At 72.5% G+C, this 18,960-nt stretch carries 18 protein-coding genes and 1 tRNA gene; 8 read left to right on the top strand and 11 right to left on the bottom strand.

Annotated features, from left to right (window positions below; all coding sequences use genetic code 11):
- Positions 1–11: 11 nt before the first annotated feature.
- Positions 12–524, bottom strand: a complete 513-nt coding sequence (locus ACZ5UI_RS15695; protein WP_464188470.1) for a DUF308 domain-containing protein — start codon at positions 522–524, stop codon at positions 12–14.
- Positions 525–557: 33 nt separating this feature from the next.
- On the opposite strand from ACZ5UI_RS15695, the gene ACZ5UI_RS15690 reads away from it, so the two are divergent.
- From ACZ5UI_RS15690 to ligA, 4 genes are read left to right on the top strand one after another with little or no spacing between them, the layout of a single operon-like run.
- A complete protein-coding gene (locus ACZ5UI_RS15690) occupies positions 558–1,133 on the top strand; it encodes a TetR/AcrR family transcriptional regulator (RefSeq protein WP_464188468.1) in 576 nt (191 codons plus the stop codon).
- A gap of 2 nt (positions 1,134–1,135) precedes the next feature.
- Positions 1,136–1,861: a tRNA pseudouridine(38-40) synthase TruA gene (gene truA, locus ACZ5UI_RS15685; RefSeq protein ID WP_464188466.1), complete on the top strand. Its 726-nt coding sequence runs from the start codon at positions 1,136–1,138 to the stop codon at positions 1,859–1,861.
- Between the two features lie 13 nt (positions 1,862–1,874).
- On the top strand, positions 1,875–2,696 hold the full coding sequence (gene surE, locus ACZ5UI_RS15680; RefSeq protein ID WP_464188464.1) for a 5'/3'-nucleotidase SurE: 822 nt from the start codon (positions 1,875–1,877) through the stop codon (positions 2,694–2,696).
- Complete coding sequence (gene ligA / locus ACZ5UI_RS15675; protein ID WP_464188462.1) at positions 2,693–4,738, top strand: NAD-dependent DNA ligase LigA; 2,046 nt, start codon at positions 2,693–2,695, stop codon at positions 4,736–4,738. The genes surE and ligA overlap by 4 nt, the downstream gene beginning before the upstream one ends.
- Before the next feature lie 32 nt (positions 4,739–4,770).
- On the opposite strand, the gene ACZ5UI_RS15670 is transcribed toward ligA, so the two are convergent.
- The 3 genes from ACZ5UI_RS15670 to dacB all read right to left on the bottom strand — a co-directional run bounded on the left by ACZ5UI_RS15670 (position 4,771) and on the right by dacB (position 9,018).
- Complete coding sequence (locus ACZ5UI_RS15670; protein WP_464188460.1) at positions 4,771–7,281, bottom strand: choice-of-anchor D domain-containing protein; 2,511 nt, start codon at positions 7,279–7,281, stop codon at positions 4,771–4,773.
- Between the two features lie 77 nt (positions 7,282–7,358).
- A complete protein-coding gene (gene mscL / locus ACZ5UI_RS15665; RefSeq protein ID WP_464188458.1) occupies positions 7,359–7,781 on the bottom strand; it encodes a large conductance mechanosensitive channel protein MscL in 423 nt (140 codons plus the stop codon).
- Between the two features lie 31 nt (positions 7,782–7,812).
- Positions 7,813–9,018 (bottom strand): D-alanyl-D-alanine carboxypeptidase/D-alanyl-D-alanine endopeptidase, encoded by a 1,206-nt coding sequence (dacB, locus tag ACZ5UI_RS15660; protein WP_464188456.1) that lies wholly within the window; start codon positions 9,016–9,018, stop codon positions 7,813–7,815.
- Between the two features lie 57 nt (positions 9,019–9,075).
- Between dacB and ACZ5UI_RS15655 the strand changes: the two genes are divergently transcribed.
- Complete coding sequence (locus ACZ5UI_RS15655; protein ID WP_464188454.1) at positions 9,076–10,338, top strand: patatin-like phospholipase family protein; 1,263 nt, start codon at positions 9,076–9,078, stop codon at positions 10,336–10,338.
- 6 nt (positions 10,339–10,344) lie between these two features.
- Here the strand turns inward: ACZ5UI_RS15655 and ACZ5UI_RS15650 are convergent, their stop codons facing one another.
- The 5 genes from ACZ5UI_RS15650 to ACZ5UI_RS15630 form a co-directional block, all read right to left on the bottom strand.
- On the bottom strand, positions 10,345–11,436 hold the full coding sequence (locus tag ACZ5UI_RS15650; RefSeq protein ID WP_464188452.1) for a pyridoxal phosphate-dependent aminotransferase: 1,092 nt from the start codon (positions 11,434–11,436) through the stop codon (positions 10,345–10,347).
- A 6-nt stretch (positions 11,437–11,442) separates the two neighbouring features.
- Entirely contained in the window at positions 11,443–11,919 is a 477-nt protein-coding gene (locus ACZ5UI_RS15645) for a hypothetical protein (protein WP_464188450.1), read from the bottom strand.
- A gap of 17 nt (positions 11,920–11,936) precedes the next feature.
- Positions 11,937–13,721, bottom strand: coding sequence for an AMP-dependent synthetase/ligase (locus tag ACZ5UI_RS15640; RefSeq protein ID WP_464188448.1), 1,785 nt, complete (start codon positions 13,719–13,721; stop codon positions 11,937–11,939).
- A gap of 71 nt (positions 13,722–13,792) precedes the next feature.
- Positions 13,793–13,972 (bottom strand): hypothetical protein, encoded by a 180-nt coding sequence (locus ACZ5UI_RS15635; RefSeq protein ID WP_464188446.1) that lies wholly within the window; start codon positions 13,970–13,972, stop codon positions 13,793–13,795.
- 72 nt (positions 13,973–14,044) lie between these two features.
- On the bottom strand, positions 14,045–14,803 hold the full coding sequence (locus tag ACZ5UI_RS15630) for a Nif3-like dinuclear metal center hexameric protein (protein ID WP_464188444.1): 759 nt from the start codon (positions 14,801–14,803) through the stop codon (positions 14,045–14,047).
- A 116-nt stretch (positions 14,804–14,919) separates the two neighbouring features.
- On the opposite strand from ACZ5UI_RS15630, the gene ACZ5UI_RS15625 reads away from it, so the two are divergent.
- The 3 genes from ACZ5UI_RS15625 (at position 14,920) to ACZ5UI_RS15615 (ending at position 16,878) form a co-directional block, all read left to right on the top strand.
- On the top strand, positions 14,920–16,512 hold the full coding sequence (locus ACZ5UI_RS15625; protein WP_464188442.1) for an RNA polymerase sigma factor: 1,593 nt from the start codon (positions 14,920–14,922) through the stop codon (positions 16,510–16,512).
- Positions 16,509–16,778, top strand: coding sequence for a hypothetical protein (locus ACZ5UI_RS15620; RefSeq protein ID WP_464188440.1), 270 nt, complete (start codon positions 16,509–16,511; stop codon positions 16,776–16,778). Before ACZ5UI_RS15625 ends, ACZ5UI_RS15620 begins: the two co-directional genes overlap by 4 nt.
- Positions 16,779–16,804: 26 nt before the next feature.
- Positions 16,805–16,878 (top strand) — tRNA-Pro (locus ACZ5UI_RS15615).
- Positions 16,879–17,010: 132 nt separating this feature from the next.
- Here the strand turns inward: ACZ5UI_RS15615 and ACZ5UI_RS15610 are convergent.
- The gene (locus tag ACZ5UI_RS15610) at positions 17,011–17,952 is read right to left on the bottom strand and encodes an RNA polymerase subunit sigma-70 (protein WP_464188437.1); all 942 of its coding nucleotides are present in this window, start codon (positions 17,950–17,952) and stop codon (positions 17,011–17,013) included.
- Positions 17,949–18,947 carry an NADPH:quinone oxidoreductase family protein gene (locus ACZ5UI_RS15605; RefSeq protein WP_464188435.1) on the bottom strand — a complete coding sequence of 333 codons (999 nt, stop codon included), beginning with the start codon at positions 18,945–18,947 and terminating at the stop codon, positions 17,949–17,951. The genes ACZ5UI_RS15610 and ACZ5UI_RS15605 overlap by 4 nt, the downstream gene beginning before the upstream one ends.
- Positions 18,948–18,960: the final 13 nt, after the last annotated feature.

Raw genomic sequence — 18,960 nt, 5'->3', positions numbered from 1 at the left:
AACCTAGCCGCTCACGATGCGTCGTGCGCCACAAACGTGCGGTGCTGCCCGCGCGCGGCGACCAGGTAGAAGATCGCTCCCAGCGTCGCGTAGGCGGCGAGGCCCGTCACCTTCGGGTCGTCCGCCGCGGCCATCGAGACGAAGGCGACGCCGGCGATCGCCGAGATGCCGCCGCTGAGCATCAGCGGAAGCTGACCGGGCACCCGCCGCCTGCGGTGGAGCGCGACCGCCAGCTGCAGGGCTCCGCTGACCAGCGCCCAGACGCCGAACACCCGCAGGACGGCGGTGGTGTCCTGGCCCGCGGCGATGGCGATCGCGACGAGGGCCGCGGCGCTGAGGCTGGCGTTCAGCCACTGCACCCGCAGCCGCGTCGAGCGCGCGTCGGCCACGGAGGCGACGACGTCGATCGCGGGATAGGCGATCAGCAGCGCCGTGGTGGCCCCGCCGAGCTCGCCGCCCGCGAGCAGCAGCGCGGCGGCCCACAGGAGCGCGACGCCGGCTCGGGTGAGGGAGATCCGTTGCAAGAACGATCGTTCTCTCTCTGGTAGATTCACCCGATGTCGCCGGCCGCCTCCGAGTCCCCCCGGGATCGCCTGCTGACCACCGCGCTGCGGTTGTTCTACGAGGAGGGCGTCGGCCGGATCGGGGTCGACCGGATCGTCACCGAGGCGCCGGTGACGCGGGCGACCTTCTACCGCCACTTCCGCAGCAAGGACGAGCTCGTCGCGGCCTGCCTGCAGACGTTCGATGCGCTGCGCCGCGCGCAGGCCGAGGCGCTCGCGGCCGAGTCTCCGGCCCCGGCCGACCGGCTGCGGGCCATCGTCGCGGGCATCGGCGACGAGCTGTGCACGCCGGGGTTCCGCGGCTGCGTGTTCATCAACGCCGCGGCCGAGTACCCGGATCCCGCGAGCGCGCCGCGCCAGGCGATCGAGGAGCACCGGCGCTGGTTCGCCGAGCACCTGCGCGGCCTCTTGGCGGAGGCCGGCCACCAGCATCCCGACCGTGCGGCGCGGCACCTGGTGATGTTGCGCGACGGAGCGATGGTGGCGGGTTCCCTGGCCGACCCGGTCGCGGCTCGCGAGACGCTGGTCTCCGGGACCGATCGCCTCCTGCGCGTCTCCGGCATCGACTGAACGTGCCGACGACGCGCCTCACGATCGCCTACGACGGCGCGCCCTTCTTCGGATGGGCCAAGCAGCCGGGCCTGCGCACGGTGCAGGCCGAGGTCGAGCGCGCGCTCGGCGTGCTGCTGCGCGGCCCGGTGGCGCTGACGGTGGCCGGGCGGACCGACGCGGGCGTCCACGCGTGGGGCCAGGTCGCCTCCTACCCCGGCGAACCGCCCGATCGCCTGCAGGGCGTCAACGCGCTGCTGCCGCCCGAGATCGTCGTGCTCGACGCGCACGCCGCGGCGGACGGCTTCGACGCGCGCCGCGACGCCCGCTCGCGCACGTACTGCTTCCGCGTGCTCAACCGCCGCACGCGCGACCCGTTCGAGCGTGGCCGCGCCCTGCACTGGCCCGCGCAGCTGGACCGCGACGCGCTGGACGCCTGCGCCGCGCTGCTGCCCGGCCCGCACGACTTCACCGCGTTCACCCCGACCGAGACCGACCACGTGCGCTTCGAGCGGATCGTGTCGACCGCCCGGTGGGAGCGCCACGGCGACCTGCTCAGCTTCTGGATCACCGCCGACGCGTTCATGCGCAACATGAACCGGATCCTGGTCGGCACGATGCTGGAGGTGGCCATGGGGCGGCGCAGCGTCGAGGACTTCGCGGTGCTGCTGACCGGGCGCCCGCGCAACGAGGCGGGGCAGACCGCGGCACCGCACGGGCTGTACTTCGCCTCGGTGGACTACTCCTAGAATCCGCCCCGCGATGCGGGTCCTGCTCACCAACGACGACGGCATCCACGCCGAGGGGCTCCAGACGTTGCGGCGCGCGCTGCTGGAGGTGCCCGACGTCGAGCTGGTGACGATCGCGCCCGACGGCAACCGCTCGGCGACGGCCCGCTCGATCACCACGCGCCGCCCGCTGTGGGTCGAGCGCGTCGAGTTCGACGACGGCACGCACGGCTACGCGACCGACGGCACCCCGGTGGACTGCGTGCGGCTGGCCACCCACGGGCTGGTCGAGGGCTTCGAGGCCGAGCTGATCGTCTCGGGGATCAACCACGGCGCCAACCTGGGCGACGACATCACCTACTCGGGCACGGTGGCCGCCGCGCTGGAGGGCGTCCTGCTCGGCCTGCCGGCGATCGCCGTCTCCCAGCAGTCGTCCGAGCGCGAGATGGACTTCCGGCCCCCGGGGACGTTCGACTTCCGCGTCGCGGCCCGCTTCGCCGCGCAGATCGTCGACCGCCTCGACGAGGTGCCGCTGCCCGAGGGCACGCTGCTGAACATCAACGCGCCCGGCCGCCATCCGGATGGGGTGGAGGTGTGCGGGCTGGGCAAGCGCGTGTACCGCGACGAGCTGCAGCTGAAGGTCGACGAGGGCGCGCGCCGGCAGTACTGGATCTACGGCACGGCCGACCAGCACGGCTACGTCGAGGGCGACGGCACCGACCTGGCCGCGGTCGACGCGGGGCGGATCGCCGTGACGCCGCTGCACTTCGATCTGACCGACGTGGCCGGGATGGATGCCCTGCGCCGCTACGACCTCGCGCGCATGGTGGCGCCGGCGGCCCAGGACCTGGAATGACGCCGGCGGAGCGGGTGGCCGAGCTGCGGGCGTCACTGCGCTACCACGCCAACCGCTACTACATGCTCGACGACCCGGAGATCGGCGACGACGAGTACGACGCGCTGTACCGCGAGCTCGAGCAGCTGGAGGGCGCGCATCCCGAGCTGGTCACGCCCGACTCGCCCACCCAGGTGGTCGGCGGCGGCCTGGTCGCGGTCAGCCGGCTGGAGAAGGTCGAGCACCTGCAGCCGATGCTGTCGCTGGCCAACGCGCGCTCCGAGGCCGAGCTGCGCGACTGGGTCCAGCGGATGCGCAATCACCTGGCCCGCGAGGGGATCGAGGACCCGGCGTTCCGCTTCGTGTGCGAGCCGAAGATCGACGGGCTGGCCATGTCGCTGCGCTACGTCGACGGGGTGCTCGAGCGCGGCGTGACCCGGGGCGACGGGACGGTCGGGGAGGACGTCACCCACAACCTGCGCACGATCGCCGCGATCCCGGCGCGCATCGACGACGCGCCGGCGCTGCTGGAGGTGCGCGGCGAGGTGTACATGTCGCTGCCCGACTTCGCCGCGCTGAACGAGCGCCGGGCCGAGGCGGGCGAGTCGACGTTCATGAACCCGCGCAACGCGGCCGCGGGCACGATCCGCCAGCTGGACGCCAAGCTCGCCGCGCAGCGTCCGCTGTCGTTCTGGGCCTACGGGGTCGGCGCGATCGAGGGGCACGCGTTCACCAGCCACCACGACGCGCTGGCCTGGCTGCGCGCGCACGGCTTCCCGGTCAACGCGCAGATCGCGGTCGTGGACGGGGAGGAGGCGGTCGTCGAGCGCTGCCTGGACTGGGAGCAGCGCCGCGGCTCGCTGGACTTCGAGATCGACGGGGTCGTGGTCAAGGTCGACGACGTCGAGCTGCAGCGGCGCCTGGGGGTCGTGGGACGCGATCCGCGCTGGGCGATCGCCTGGAAGTTCCCGCCCACGACGAAGGTCACCCGGCTGAAGCGCATCCTGTGGAACGTCGGCAAGTTCGGCGACCTGCACCCGTTCGCCGATCTCGAGCCGGTGCCCGTGGGTGGGGTGATCGTCAAGCTGGCCACGCTGCACAACGAGGAGGACATCGTCCGCAAGGACATCCGCGAGGGCGACGACGTGATCGTCCTGCGCGCGGGCGACGTGATCCCGCAGGTGCTCTCGCCCGCGCCCCACGTGGCCGAGCGGACCGATCGCAACCCGCCGCCGCACCCGCCGCCGCGTTGCCCGTCGTGCGACACGCCGACGGTCAAGCCCGAGGGCGCCGTGTTCACCAAGTGCCCCAACCGCAAGGGCTGTCCCGGCCAGCAGTGGCAGCTGACCAAGCACTTCGTCTCGCGCGGCGCGATGGACATCGAGGGCCTGGGGGAGCTGCAGGTCGGCCGGTTCCTCTCCGAGGGCCTGATCGCCGACGCGGCCGACCTGTACACGCTGACGCCGGAGCGCATCCAGGCGCTCGACGGCTACGGCGATGTCTCGGCCGGGAACCTGGTCGACGCGATCGCCCGTTCCCGCGAGGTCCCGTTCGGGCGCGTGCTGTTCGCGCTGGGCATCGAGGAGGTCGGCTTCGTCACCGGCCGCAACCTGGCCGCCCACTTCCGCACGATCGACGCGCTCCTGGACGCCACGCCCGACCAGATCGCGCAGACCCCGGGTGTCGGCCCGAAGATGGCGCTGGTCATCGACGAGCAGCTGGCCGACCCGGACATGCGCGACCTGATCGACCGGCTGCGGCCCTACCTGCGTTTCGAGCAGGAGGGCCCCGCGCCCGGCGAGGGCACGCTGGCCGGACGCACGTTCGTCCTCACCGGCGCGCTCCCCGACCTCACGCGCGAGCAGGCCACCGAGCGCATCACCGCCGCCGGCGGCCGCGTCACCGGCTCGGTCTCCAAGAAGACCGACTGGCTGGTGGCCGGCGAGGGCGGCGGCGCCAAGCGCGCCAACGCCGAGCGCCTCGGCGTGGCCATCATCGACGAGGCGGCGCTGCTGCAGCTGATCGAGCACGGACCGCCGGACGAGCCGGCGGCCGCGCCCTGAGGTTCACGATCGCCCCGTCTAGTGTCAGGGCACTAGACCCCGTTCACCGACACGCTGATGTCGTAGGGCGAGTTCTGCGCGTTGCTGACCAGCGTGAGCGTGCCGCTGGCCGGGCCGGTCGTCTTGGGCCGGGTGCGCAGCTGGATCGCGCAGTAGTCCCGGACCGCCCGGCTGGTGCAGTCGGTCGCGCTCACGCGGAAGCTCGCGCCGCCGCTGGTGTACATCGCCGACGTGATCCTCAGCGGGACGTCGCCCGTGCTGAAGATGATGATCTGGCGCGGCGCGGACAGCGTGTCGGTCGGCTGGTCACCGAAGTCGACGGGTCCGCCGTAGTAGGCCAGGCCGGCGGCGATGCCCCGGACCTTCAGCGTGAAGCTGGCCGAGCCGCTCGGGGTGTTGGTCTTCAGCACCACCGAGGCCGAGGCGGCGCCGGTCTGCCGCGGCCGCGTGCGGACCACGACGTCGCAGGTGCCGCCGGGAGCGATCTCGCCGGCGGCGATGCAGCCGGAGGCGTCCACGCGGAACGACTTCTGGCCGTCGGGGCTGATGGCGGCCAGCGACGCCGCGCTGATCTTCAGCGGCGCGTCACCGGAGTTGGTGATCGTCGCGGTCCGCGGGCCCGACAGCGTGTCGACCAGGACATCGCCGAAGTCCACCGGGTCCGGCGACGCGGTGACGGCGGGCGCCAGCCCGTGCGCGGCCAGCCCGACCACGATCGGATCGGTCGCGGCGGTCGTGGTGATCTGCAGCTCGGCCGTGACATCGCCGCCCGCGACGGGCCGCGCGCGGACGCGCACGACGCACGTCGCGCCGGGGCTGAGGCTCGGCGCGCTGAGGCAGTTGCCGGCGTCGACGCGGAAGCTCGACTTCGCCGGCCCGGCCAGCACCGCGCGGGTGAACGTGATCGGCGCGCCACCGGTGTTCTCGACCGTGACGTTCTCGGCGTCGCTGAGCGTGCCGAAGTGGACGTCGCCGAAGTCGACCGCCATCGGCGACGCCGTCGCCCCGGCGAGCACGCCGGTGGCGCTCAGCGGCACGTCCAGGGTGGCCGGCCGGCCGTCGCCGGTGACGCGCAGGGTGGCCGAGACGGGGCCGACAGCCTGCGGGCGCGCCCGCGCGTCCACCGAGCAGGACTGCCCCGGCGACAGCGTGAGGCCGGTGCACGAGTTGCCCACCACGCGGAAGCTGCCCGCGCCCGCGCCGGTGAGCTGGACGCCGCTGAGCTGCAGATCGGCGTCCCCGTCGTTGGCGATGGTGATGCCGCGCGTGTGGGAGCCGCCGACGAGCACGTCGCCGAAGTCCACGGACGTGGGATCGGCCGTCGGCTGGCCGCTGGGCGGGTAGATCGTGACGTCATAGGGCGCGGTGGCCCCGTCCATCGTGGCCGTCACCGTGCCCGAGCCACCCTCCGCGGGCGTCTGCACGACCGCCGTGGTGGTCCCGTCGCTGCCCAGCACCGCCGACGTGGGCGACACGGTGCCCAGCGTCGTGCTCCACTGGATCGCGAACGGGGCGATCGGGGTCGACGGCGCCGAGCCGTCGCTGGGCCGCAGGCCGGTCTGGACCGTCAGGTCGCCGCCACCCGACGGCGTCGGGCCGACGGCGATCGTCTCGAACCGCAGCCAGGGTGACGTGTCGACGGCACCGGTGGGGGCCGGCGAGCAGCCGTCCACGCCGGGACCGCCGTTGCAGCCCCAGTAGTTCTCGGTGGCGTCGACGGTCGCGCCGCCGGGGAAGCTCTCGACCGCCGGCCCTGACGTCGACGGCGCGAAGCGGTTGGCGTGCAGCTGGGCCGTCCCCGGGTCGTAGAACCAGAACGCCGGCGCCGTCCCCGTGAAGGTGTTCCCGGTGGCGGTGAGGTCGACCGGCACGCCGCCGTACATCGTGATGTCGTTGACGTGGACCGAGGCATCCGACGTGCCGGTGTTGTCGAACGTGTTGTCGGTGAGCACCGCCGGCCCGGCGAACGGGTTCAGGACGACCGCCGGGGCCGACCCGACGAACAGGGACCGCTCGATGGTCACGGCCTGGCTGGACTGGAGCACGCCCACGCCCACGGCCTCGAACCGGGAGTTGCGCAGCGTCGTCCCGGGGCCGCCGATCAGGCCGATGCCGGCCTGGCCCGTGCTCGGGTTGACGAAGGAGAGCCCGTCGACCACGATGCCCGGCGCCGCGAAGTCGAACAGCGCGTTGCTCAGGCCGGACTCGTCGCGGCGGTAACGCAGCGTCGCCTCGGGGCCGCTGCGCCCGGGCGCGGCCACGCCGGCCTGCGGTCCGGAGATCGTCAGGTTCGCCTTGTTGACCGTCGCGCTGTCGGGGAAGTTGGCCAGCGTGTAGTCGCCCGCGGCCAGGTGGATCGTGTCGCCCGCGGCGGCGACGCCGTAGACCTTCGGCCAGGTCAGGCACGGGGCATCCGCATCGGTGCAATCACCGGCGTCGACGCCGTCGACGGCCAGGTAGCGGTCGGCGGCCGAGGCGGCCGAGGCGGAGGTGGCCAGCAGGAACAGGGCGCCGAGCACGGCGAACAGCGAACGCAGGGACATGGAGCCGACGGTAACGCTGGAAACCGGTGCGAAAACCCTCGACTTTCGCCGTCTGAACCCTCGAATTTGAGCGTGCGCTAGCCGGGCTGCGGCGTCAGCTCCGACGTGCAGAACGCGCACCGGCGGGCGGCGATCGGCACCTCGCTGAGGCACTCCGGGCAGGTGCGCGTTGTCTTGGCGATCGGCGGCTCGGTGCGCATCGCGGCCATCAGGCGGTTGGCCGGCAGGACGACCAGCCAGAACACCGCGGTGGCGATCGTCAGGAACGAGATCACGGCGGTCAGGAACGCGCCGTAGCCGAACACCGAGCCGTTGATCGTGAAGGTCAGGTCGGAGAAGTCGGCCTTGCCGAAGATCGCGGCGACGACCGGCGTGACGAGGTTGGTGACCAGCGAGGTGACGACCGCGCCGAACGCGGCGCCGATCACGACGGCCACGGCCAGGTCGACGACGTTGCCGCGCAGCAGGAAGTCCCGGAACTGCTTCAGGTTGTCCGACATGGGGCGGTCTTCGCCGCCCGCTCGTGTGGTCCTACTGCAGGCCGGCGATCGACGTGACCATGCGGTCCTGCAGGACGTGCGCGGTCGTCGGGCTGATCGAGTTCATGAGGATCGCGAAGGCGACCTGCTCGCCGCCGGCGGTGGTGCAGATGCCGGCCACGTTGCTGACGTCGTGCAGCGTGCCCGTCTTGGCGTGGCAGCGCCCGGCGGCCGCGCCCGTGCGCATCCGGTACATGAGCGTGCCCGAGCGCCCGGTGACGGCCAGCGAGTCGACGAAGTCGTCGCTGTTCTCCCCGCCGGCCATGGTCAGCAGCAGCTGGACGACCATCCGCGTGGTGGTGCGATCGCCGCGCGACAGGCCCGAGCCGTCGACCACGGTCGGCTTGATGTCGAGGTCGCTCAGCTCGCTCTGGACGACCTCGGCGCCGTCCTGGGTGGTGCCGCCATCGCCGTAGGTCGCGCCGATCAGCTTCAGCAGCGTCTCGGCGTAGAAGTTGTCCGACGGCGTGTTGGTCAGGCGGATCAGCGTGGACATCGGCGCCGAGCTGATGCTGGCCAGCTCGGTTGCCTCCTCGGGCGCCGTGCCGACCCCGGCGTTCTTGCCCCGGACCGGGATGTCGCGCTGGACCAGCGCCGAGCGCAGCGCGTCCGCGGCCACGGCGGCCGGTCGCTTCTGCCAGCCGCTGGAGGCGTACCCGCGCGAGGTGATCAGCGCGCTGAGCTGGCCGCCGATCTCGCTGTCCAGGCGGCCGCCCGTGTTGGTCGAGCCGCGCAGCTGGTCGAAGAGCGACTCGTCACCGAGGACGGCGCCGTCGACACGCGTGAGGCCGGCGCTCTTGAGCGCGTCGGCCAGCTCGCCCAGGCGGGCGCCGGAGAGCGTCGGGTCACCGCCGCCGTGCAGGTACAGGTTGCCCTTCAGCACGCCGCCGTCGTCCAGCGCGACCTTCGACAGCGCGGTCGTCTCGATCCGCTCGCCGGGGCCGAACAGGTCCAACGCGGTCGAGGTGGTGAAGAGCTTGTTGACGGACGCCGGGATCAGCGGCCGGTCGGCCCGCAGCGTGTAGAGCGGCTCGTCGCCGTCCACGCGGACGACGTAGACGCTGGACGCCGCGCCCGCCTGGCGCATCTGCGCGGCCAGCGCGGAGCGCAGGCCGCTTTCGGAGATGGCCAGGGCGGGCGCGGGCAGCGCGAGCACCACGGCCACGAGCAGGCCGGGGGCGAGACAACGGCGGAACACGGAGAATCGGAACACAGTCGGTCGGCGAGGGTTGCGGGCTCTAGAATGCCCGAGGCGATGGACAACGTCGTCCACCTCCCACCGAAAAGCGGTGGAAAGCAGCGCCGATCCCGCAAGCGCTCGAAGACCGCTCTGGTCCTCGGGGGCGGCGGTTTCACCGGCGCGGTCTACGAGATCGGCGCCCTGCGCGCGCTCGACCTGCTCTCCGTCAACCGCACGGTCAACCAGTTCGACGTCTACGTCGGAACGTCGGCCGGCGCCTTCGTGGCCGCGATGACCGCCAACGGCGTGACGCCCGAGGAGATGATGCGCGTCGTCAACCAGCAGGTGCCGACGCCCTTCCGCGACGTCGACGTGGGCACGCTGCTGCGGCCGAACCTGCTGGCCTGGGCCCGCAAGGGCGCGGCGCTGCCGCTGCGCGCGGCGCTGCTGGCCCGCGAGCTGGCCGGGCAGAAGATCGGCTCGGTCTCGATCATGGACCTGCTGCTGGGGCTGGCCGAGGGGCTGCCGTCGGGCATGTACAGCGGTGCGGGCCTGGAGAAGTACGTGCGCAACGTCCTGTCGGACCCCGATCGCTCCGACGACTTCCGGTTCCTGGATCCGGAGCTGTACCTGACCGCGACCGACCTGGACACGTGTGAGCGCATCGTCTTCGGCTCGGAGGGCTGGGACGACATCCCGATCTCCACCGCCGTGCGCGCGTCCACCGCGCTGCCGATGGTCTACGAGCCGGTGCGGGTGGGCGATCGCGAGCTGGTCGACGGCGGGATCGTCTCGACCACCAACCTGGACATCGCCGTGGAGGCGGGCGCCAAGTTCATCGTGGTGGTGAACCCGCTGGTGCCCTACGTCAACGACTTCACCAAGGACACACCGACGCTGTTCGGCTCGCGCCCGCGGCGGGTCAGCGACATGGGCTTCCCGCAGATCGGCTACCAGGCCTTCAAGCTGCTGGCCTACCAGCGCCTGCACGAGATGGCCCGCCAGTGGGAGCAGCGCTATCCGGGCGTGGACATCGTCCTGATCGAGCCGGCTCCCGACGACGAGCTGATGTTCCAGACGTCGATCATGAACTTCACCAAGCGCGTCGACATCGCCCGCCACGGCTTCGAGACGGTCACCCTGCGCCTGGCCTCCGACTACGACCACTTCCGCGAGATCTGCGAGCGCCACGGCATCCAGATCTCCGCCACCCGCGTGCGCAAGGTGGTCAAGCACTTCGCCGCGCGCGACGCCGAGGAGCCCGACGATCCGCGCGCCTGGCGCCGGATCCTCGAGCAGACCACCGGCACCCTGCTGCGCCAGTCCGCCGACGACTGAGCCGGCTCAGGCGACGGCGTGGGTGATCGCCTCGAGCAGGCGGTCACCCGCGGCGCGGTCCTGGACGGCGGCGCGCACGTGCGTGTCGCCGCCGAAGCGCCCGCCCGAGGCGACCAGGACCTTCGCGCGCTCCAGGCGCGCGGCCAGCTCGGCGCCGTCCAGGCCGTCGGCGGCGATCCACAGCAGGTTGGCGGCGCTCGGGGCGACGGTCAGGCCGAGGCGCTCCAGCTCGCCGGTCAGGCGCTGGCGCTCGGCCTCGACGTCGGCGACGCGCCGGTGCACGACGCCCTCGCTGCTGCGCAGGGCCTCCAGCGCGCCCGCCTGGGCCAGGTCGCCGACGCCGCCCGCGGGCACCAGGCGCTCCAGCAAGGGCTCGCTGCCCGGGCCGGCGGCGGCGTACCCGACGCGCAGGCCGGCCAGGCCCCAGGCCTTGGAGAACGTCCGGACGGCGAGCAGGCGTGGGAAGCGCTCGACCAGCCGGGTGGCGGCCGAGGGCGCGTACTCGACCAGCGCCTCGTCGAGCAGGACGACCACGCGCTCGGGCAGCTGGGACAGCAGGTCGCCCAGCGCGGCCTCGTCCAGCCACTCGCCGGTCGGGTCGTTGGGGTTGGGCAGCGCGACGACGCGCGTGCGCTCGGTGACCGCGCGCAGGATCGTCTCGGCGCCGAAGCCGGGGGCCGGCACGGCGGTGGCGCCCGCGCGCGAGGCCAGCACCGGCAGCAGCGGGTAGGAGGGCCAGGGCGTGACGAGCTCGTCGCCGGCCTCCAGCAGCGCATCGGCGGCCGCCGCCAGCAGCTGCGCGGCGCCGCTGCCCACCACGACGCGCGTCTGCGGGAGCTCCAGGCGATGGGCCAGCTCGGAGCGCAGCTCGCTGGCGAACGGATCGGGCGGGCGGTGCAGCCCGCGGCGGGCGACGTAGGTGACCGCGTTGACGACGGTCGAGGGCGGCAGGTGGGGCCAGGTCAGCGTCGACAGGTCGACCGTGTCGACCTGGGCCAGCGCGACGCGCCGGCGCTCATCGGCCTGCGAGCGCAGCCGCGCGCTGGTCTCCTCCGGCGGCTCCTCCTCGAACTGGCGGTAGTAGTCGCGCAGCCCCACGGAGCGTCAGGATTGGCCCGGCATCGTCGACGAGCCGAGGCCGGCGATGAAGATCAGCCAGATCGTGAAGCTCGCGCCGCCGATCACCGCGCACACGGCGAACATCGGCCCGATGATGCCCTTGCGCTGGTCGTGGCCGGAGGCCCGGCGCAGCAGGATCCACAGCGCGTCCAGGCGCTTGAGCACGACGAGCCCGATCATCAGCACGGCCAGGCACAGGCCGAACGCGGCGACGATGGCCAGGAACACGTTCTTGCCGTCGTCGCTGATGTGGGCGGCCACCCACAGCGCGGCCGCGGGCGCCGGGCCCCAGAACAGGAGGTTGACGACGGCCATCAGCCCGGCGACGACGACCGCGAACAGCGCGTCGACGTGCTGGCGCCGCGACGAACCGCGCTCGGGCGTCTCGCGATAGCGCACCGGGGCTGTGCCCGGGCGACGCCCGGTGAACAGCCCTCCCGTATCGGTGGGATCAGTGCGCATGGCGACTCGTCTTCAGGCTAGCCGCCGTAGAGCTCGTCGAAACGCTCGGAGTAGAGGTCGTTGACCACGTTGCGCTTGACCTTCAGCGACGGCGTCAGCTCACCCGTCTCCTGCGTGAAGTCGTGATCGAGGATGAAGAACTTCTTGACCTGCTCGACCTGCGCGTACTTCGCGTTGGCCTTGTCGAGCTCGTCCTGGATCAGCGCGACGACCTGCGGGTTGGTGGCCAGCGTGGCCAGCGACGCGTCCTCGATGCCGTTCTGCTGCGCCCACGGGACGATCGTCTCCTCGTCCAGCGTGATCAGCATCGACGGGAATGGCCGACGGTCGCCGTGCATCACGGCCTGGGAGACCCACTGGGACTGCTTGAGGTCGTTCTCCAGGTTGGCCGGCGTGAGGTTCTTGCCGCCCGCGGTGATGATGATGTCCTTCTTGCGGCCGGTGATCGACAGGTAGCCGTCCTCGTCCAGCGAGCCGAGATCGCCGGTGTGCAGCCAGCCGTCGACGACCGCGCCGAACGAGGCGTCGTCGTTGCGCCAGTAGCCGCGGAACACGTTGGCGCCCTTGATCAGGATCTCGCCGTCGTCGCCGATCTTCAGCTCGACGCCGGGCAGCGCGCGGCCGACCGTGCCGAACTTGTGGTTCTCGGGCGTCGAGACGGTCGCCGCGGTGGCGGTCTCGGTCATGCCGAAGCCCTCCATCACCGGCACGCCGCAGGCCCAGAAGAACTCGAGGATCTCCTTGGCGATCGGGGCCGCACCCGTGACCGCCTCGCGCAGGTTCCCGCCGAACGCCGCGCGCACGTTGGAGAACAGCGTCGCGTCGAACTGGTCGTAGGCCGCCTGCAGCTCGTCGGGGACCGGCTGGCCGGCGATGCGCAGGTCCGCGACCGCGCCGCCCACCTCGATCGCCTTGGCCAGCGTGTCGGGCTCGACGTTGGCGCCGACGAGGCCGTAGATCTTCTCGAAGATGCGCGGCACCGACGGCAGGTAGGTCGGCTTGACCGCGGCCAGCTCGGCGACGATCTGCTTGACGTCGCCGCCGAAGTAGGCGATCGACGTGCCGCCGTCGAACGCCGCCAGCTCGACGAGCAGCGCGAACGAATGGGCCAGCGGCAGGTACAGGTAGACGAGGTCGTCCTTGCCCCGGAACAGCTCCCGCGCGTTGACCATGTCGATGATCTGGCGGTAGTTGCCGTGCCCGAGGATGCAGCCCTTCGGCGGCCCGGTGGTGCCCGACGTGTAGATGATCGTGTACGGCTCGTCGGTGGAGACGGCGGCGGTGCGCGCCTCCAGCTCGGCGACGTCGCGCGCGCGGCCGCGCTCGCGCAGCTCGGCGACGCTGATCGCGCCGTCGACCGGCTCGATCGAGATCACGTGGCGCAGGTTGGGCAGGCGGCCCTCGACCTCGCGCACCTTGGCCACCTGGCCCGCGTCCTCGCAGAAGACGGCGACGGCCTCGGAGTCCGACAGGACCCACTCGCACTCCTCCGGCGAGTTGGTCGGGTAGATCGGGACGACGACGGCGCCCGTCTCGGTGATGGCGAACGACGCGTACGTCCAGTCCGGACGGGTCGTGCACAGGATGCTGACGCGGTCGCCGGCGGCGATCCCGAGGTCGAGGAGGCCGAGCCCGATCTCACGGGCGATCTCCCCGACCTCGGCAAAGGTCAGCTCGCGCCAGTCGTCACCGACCTTGTGCTTGATCGCGACGTGGTCGCCGAACAGCTCCGCGGCCCGCGGCAGCAGGTCGGCGATGGTGCGCGACCCCGTCTGTGACGGGGTCGCCGTGGTGGCCTCCATGTCCTCTTCCTCCTCCAGGAATCAGATGCGAGGCCCGATGCTACTTCGAAGCCGCCGCGCCGGCGACGGCTTCAGACCCTGGAGGGCTGCGCCTGGGGTACGTCCTCCGCGCGCATGGTCTCCATGAAGAGGCTTTTGTCGATGCGACCCTGGAAGATCGGCACGCCCAGCTCCATGCACTTCGAGATGACTTCTCGTCGTTCGAGTCCCGATTCGCGTGCGAGCTCGGTGGGCGTGAGGTGGATCGCCATTGGCCTTCCCCCTGTGTTTGGTGGACGTGCCGCGACCGTAGCGCACCTTGAGGACGTCCTCAACGTTCCCTGTCAGACCGGATTCGGGAGATCGACGAACGTGTGGCGCATGCCGAAGCGCTCGGCGAGCAGGTCCCCGAGTGCGCGGATTCCGAAGGTCTCGGTGGCGTAGTGCCCCGCGGCGAGGAACGTCACACCGCCTTCGTGGGCGATCGACATGATCCGCTCGGCCGGCTCGCCGGTCAGGAAGGCGTCCAGGCCGCGCTCGATCGCCTCGCCGATGTCGTCGGCGGCGCTGCCCGAGACGATGCCCAGGCGGCGCACGAGCGCCGGCCCGGCCGGGAACACGAGCGGCTCGCGGGCGGTCAGGGCGGCCACGTCGGCGACCAGCTGGTCGCGCTCACGCGGCGGGTCGAAGTCGGCGATCACGCCGATCGCCCGGCCGCGGTGCACGGCGAACGGCTCCGTCCCGGTGGCGCCCAGGCCGGTGGCGATCAGCGCGTTGTTGCCGACCTGCGGGTGCGCGTCGAGCGGCAGGTGGTAGGCGGCCAGCGCCATGTCGTGGTCGAACAGGAGCTGGAGGCGGCGCTTGAGCGCCGGGGTGATCGGGCCCGCCGGCTCGCCCGAGAACAGGCCGTGGTGGACGAGCACGAGGTCGGCGTCCAGCGCGGCGGCGCGCTCGAACAGCTCGGCCGACGCCGACACGCCGGTGACCACGTGCGCGACCTCCTCGGGGCCGGGCACCTGCAGTCCGTTGGGGCCGTAATCGGCGAACGCCGGCGACTCCAGCAGCTCGTCCAGATGGCTGATCAGCGCGCGAATCGAGGTCATTGGAAAATTCCCGGGTTTGTATGCGTTTGTGAACGTTGGCGTTCGGGTACCGACGCGCCTGGGGCTATGGAGGACTCACGGACGCGGGTGCAATGGAAGCAGCAACGCTGACGCCTTTGGCGCGCGGGCGACGCGCGCTGGCCACGGACGAGAAGCTGGTCGCGGCGACGCGCCTCGGCGACGACGGCGCGTTCGAGACGCTCTACCACCGCTATCACCGGCGCATCAACGCCTACGTGCTCGGCATGGTCAAGGACCACCAGCGGGCCGAGGACGTGACGCAGGAGATCTTCATGAGCGCGCTGCGACGCATGCGCGCGACCGACCGCGACATCGTCTTCAAGCCGTGGATCTACGAGATCGCCAAGAACGCGTGCATCGACCAGTTCCGCCGCGCCCGGCGCACCGACGAGGTGTCCTACGACGCCGACGGTGAGGAGGGCGGCGTCGCGCCGCTGGTCAGCAAGGGCCTGGCGCCCGACGAGGCGGTCGAGTCGCGCAAGCAGCTCGACGACCTGTGCGGCGCGTTCGGCGGCCTGTCGGACAGCCACCACAAGATCCTCGTCCTGCGCGAGCTCGAGGGCCGCAGCTACCAGGAGATCGGCGAGCGCATGCAGATGACGCGCCCGGCGGTCGAGTCGACGCTCTTCCGGGCCCGCAAGCGCCTGGGCGAGGAGTACGGCGAGCTGGTCAGCGGCGAGCGCTGCCAGAAGGTGCAGGCGATCATCTCCACGGCCAGCGAGGGGTCGCTGGGCGTGCGCGACAAGCGCACGATGGCGCGCCACGTGTCGCACTGCCAGCCCTGCCGGCGGGCGGTCGCGATGGCCGGCCTGACCGAGCTGGTCCCGGCGCGCACCGGCGTGCGGGCGAAGATCGCCGCGGCGATCCCGCTGCCCGCCTTCCTGCGCGACCGCTGGCTCGGCGTCGGTTCCCAGCACGCGGCCGGCGCGGCCGACGGCGGCGCCGCGGGCGTCGGCCTGATGGGCTGGCTGCACGCGGCCGCGCCGATGGCCGACAACGCCTCGGGCTGGGTGAAGGCCGTCGCGGCGACCGTCACGGTGGCGGTGGCCGGCGTGGGCGCCGGCGCGGTGGCCACCCACAACGGCGGCGACGATCGTCCGGCCCCGCCTTCGGCGCAGCAGGGCAAGGTCACGCGCGCGGGCGGCCAGGCCGTCGCGACGCGCGCGGCCACGGCGTCCACGCCCGCCGGCGCGGCACGGTCCTCCTCGTCTTCGTCCACCGCCAGGCCCGAGTCGACCAAGACCTCGGCGCAGGCCCCGGTGGAGGTCTCCCCGAGCAGCGGGCTGGGCCAGGCCGGGCAGACCGCGGCGGCCAGCGGCGACACGGCGGCCAAGCGCACCGGCAGCTCGGGCACCACGTCCTCGGCGTCCGCCGCGCTTCCGGCCACGCCGGCTGATGCGGCGGTCGACCACGCGGCCGACACCGCGGACTCCACGGCGAGCAGCACCAAGGACACGGTGTCGACCGCGACGCAGGGCGTGAAGGTGACCCCGCCCGTGCCGGTGGTTCCCTCGATTCCGCCGGTGGGGGATACTCCGCCCACGGTGCCCTCGCTCGGTGACGTGACCAACGCGGTCGGCGACACAGTCGACCAGACCCTGCAAGGCGTGCAGGGCGCGGTCGACGACGCGCAGGACGGGCTGAAGGGCGCCGCCACCGGCGGCGTCAACCTGTCCCCCGGCGGTTGACCGCCGACCCGCTGCCCGACCCCGGCCTGGAGGCCGGCGAGTTCCTCGCGTCGCTGACCGACACGAGCCTCTACTCGATCGGCGCCTTCTTCGCCGATCGCCATCCCGACCTCGTCGAGGACGTGATCGCCCAGGCCCAGGAGATCGAGGACGTCGGCCTGGAGCCCTGGGCCGCGGCCGAGGAGATCGAGGTCCAGCGGGCCTTCCAGACCCTGATCACCGGCCTCGCGGTGCGCTACTACAAGGCCGTCGCGGGCGGCGGCTGACGATCTTCTAGACTGCGTCCCCTCATCGGGGCGTGGCGCAGCCTGGTAGCGCGCACCGTTCGGGTCGGTGAGGTCCCGAGTTCAAATCTCGGCGCCCCGATTGTTGTTCCGAAGGGCCGCGATTCGTCGCGGCCCTTCGGCGTTTCTACATGCGCAACAGGGCCAGGACGTCCTCGGCGACGAACTGAACCCACGCCGTCGTCAATCGGAGTCCAGCTGTGGGCGATCGAGGTCAGCCGGGGAGCGTCCGCGCGAAGCCGAACGCGGTGTTCAGCGTCGGGTCGTGGAAGGCGACGACGCGCGTGACGCCGGTGGCGGTCGCGGCCAGCACGACCACGCCGGCGGCCCGCAGCACACCGGCCGGATCGCGGCGGTAGATGGCCGCGGCCGGCTGGCCGTTGGCGCTGGTGGGGAGCATCCGCCACTGCCCCGGTGCGTCCAGCACGTCGGTCTCGAGCAGCCGGATGCAGTCCACCCGGCCGGACCGCCATTCGCGCAGCGGCGTGGCCTCCAGCGTGGCGTCCATGCGCAGCACGCGTTCGAGCAGGCTGGCGTCGGCGCTCTCGAAGGCCGCGATGTAGCCGTCCAGCAGGGCTCGCGCTCGCGGGTCGGTCGGCTCGAGCAGCTCGTCGGGCTGGGGCTCGAGCGCGTGCATGCGGGCGCGGGCCCGCTGCAGGCCGCTCTTGACCGCCACCGTGGTGGTGTCGAGCAGCTCCGCGGTCTCGGCCGCGCTGAAGGCCAGCACCTCACGCAGGATGAGGATCGCGCGCTGGCGAGCCGGCAGGTGCTGGAGGCTCGCGATCAGCGCCAGGCGGACCGACTCGCGGGCCAGCGCCCGCGCCTGCGGATCCTCATCGTCGTCGATGGCCAGCCAGCGGTCCGGCAGCGGCTCCAGCCACGAGACCTCGCCGGCGGGCCCGGTCAGGCCCGAGGGCAGCACCCGGAACCGGCGCGGCTCCAGGGCGGTCAGGCAGACGTTGGTGGCGATCTTGTACAGCCAGGACCGCAGCGAGGCGCGACCCTCGAACCCGGGGTACGACCGCCACGCCCGCAGGTAGGTCTCCTGCACCAGATCCTCGGCCTGGTGCGCGGAGCCGACCATCCGGTAGCAGTGCGCGAGCAGCTCACGGCGCAACGGCTCGGTATCGGCGGCGAACCGGTCCTGGCTGGTCACGTGGCGGGCAGCAGGGCCAGCTTGCCGACCGTGGCCCGGGACGCGAGGTCGGCCAGCGCCTGCGGGCCGTCGGCCAGGCCGTAGGTGGTGGGACGGCCCGGGCGGATCACACCGGTGCCGATCAGCGCGAACAGCTGGGCCATGACGTCGCCGAAGAGATGAGGGGTGAACTGGATCAAAGCGCCGAGGTTGAGGCCGATCAGCTGGACCTGATGCTTGTACACGAGATCCCAGTTGGTCACGACCGCGTCGCCGCCCGCCACGCCGTAGACGACGACGCGGCCGGTGACCCGCTTGGCGGCGGCCAGGCTGGCCGCGAAGCTGGTGCCGCCCGCCGACTCCAGCACCAGATCGGCACCCGCGCCGTCGGTCAGCGCGAGCACCTGCGCGGCGAGGTCGCCGGTGCGGGAGTCCACGACGTGGTCGGCGCCGAGGGCCAGGACCGTCTCGTGCTTGTCCGGCGCGGCGGCGGCGATCACCCGCGCGCCGTGGTGCTTGGCCAGCACGACCGCGGCCTGCCCGGTCGCGCCCGCCGCGGCGCCGATCAGCACCGTCTCCCCGGGAGCGAGGCGACCCAGCGGCCGCAGCGCGGCGAGCGCGGCGGGCCAGTTGACGACCAGCCCCAGCGACTGCTCGGCGCTCCAGCCGTCCGGGAGCGGCAGCGCCGCGGCGGCGGGCACAACCATGTACTCGGCGAAGGCGCCCCCGGCGGCGCCGATCACGTGCGCGCCTCGCGGCGGCGCGGACACGCCGTCGCCCACCTCGACGACCTCGCCCGCGCCCTCGAACCCGGCCACGAACGGTGGTTGCGGCCCACCCAGGAAGGTGCCGTGGGCGCGCGAGATGTCGACGAAGTTGACCCCGGCGGCGGCGACCCGGACGAGCACCTCGCCCGGGCCGGGCCGCGGCACCGGTGCATCGCTGATCAGACGTGTGTCCTGTGGGCCGTGCAGCGACGTCTGCTGCAGGGCGCGCATGGTGGTGGGAGTGGGCATCGATCAGGTAGAC

Source organism: Conexibacter sp. JCM 18997 (genome assembly GCF_055391915.1).
The sequence above is the reverse complement of the archived record's forward strand: the minus strand, read 5'-3'. Positions and strand labels throughout refer to the sequence as shown.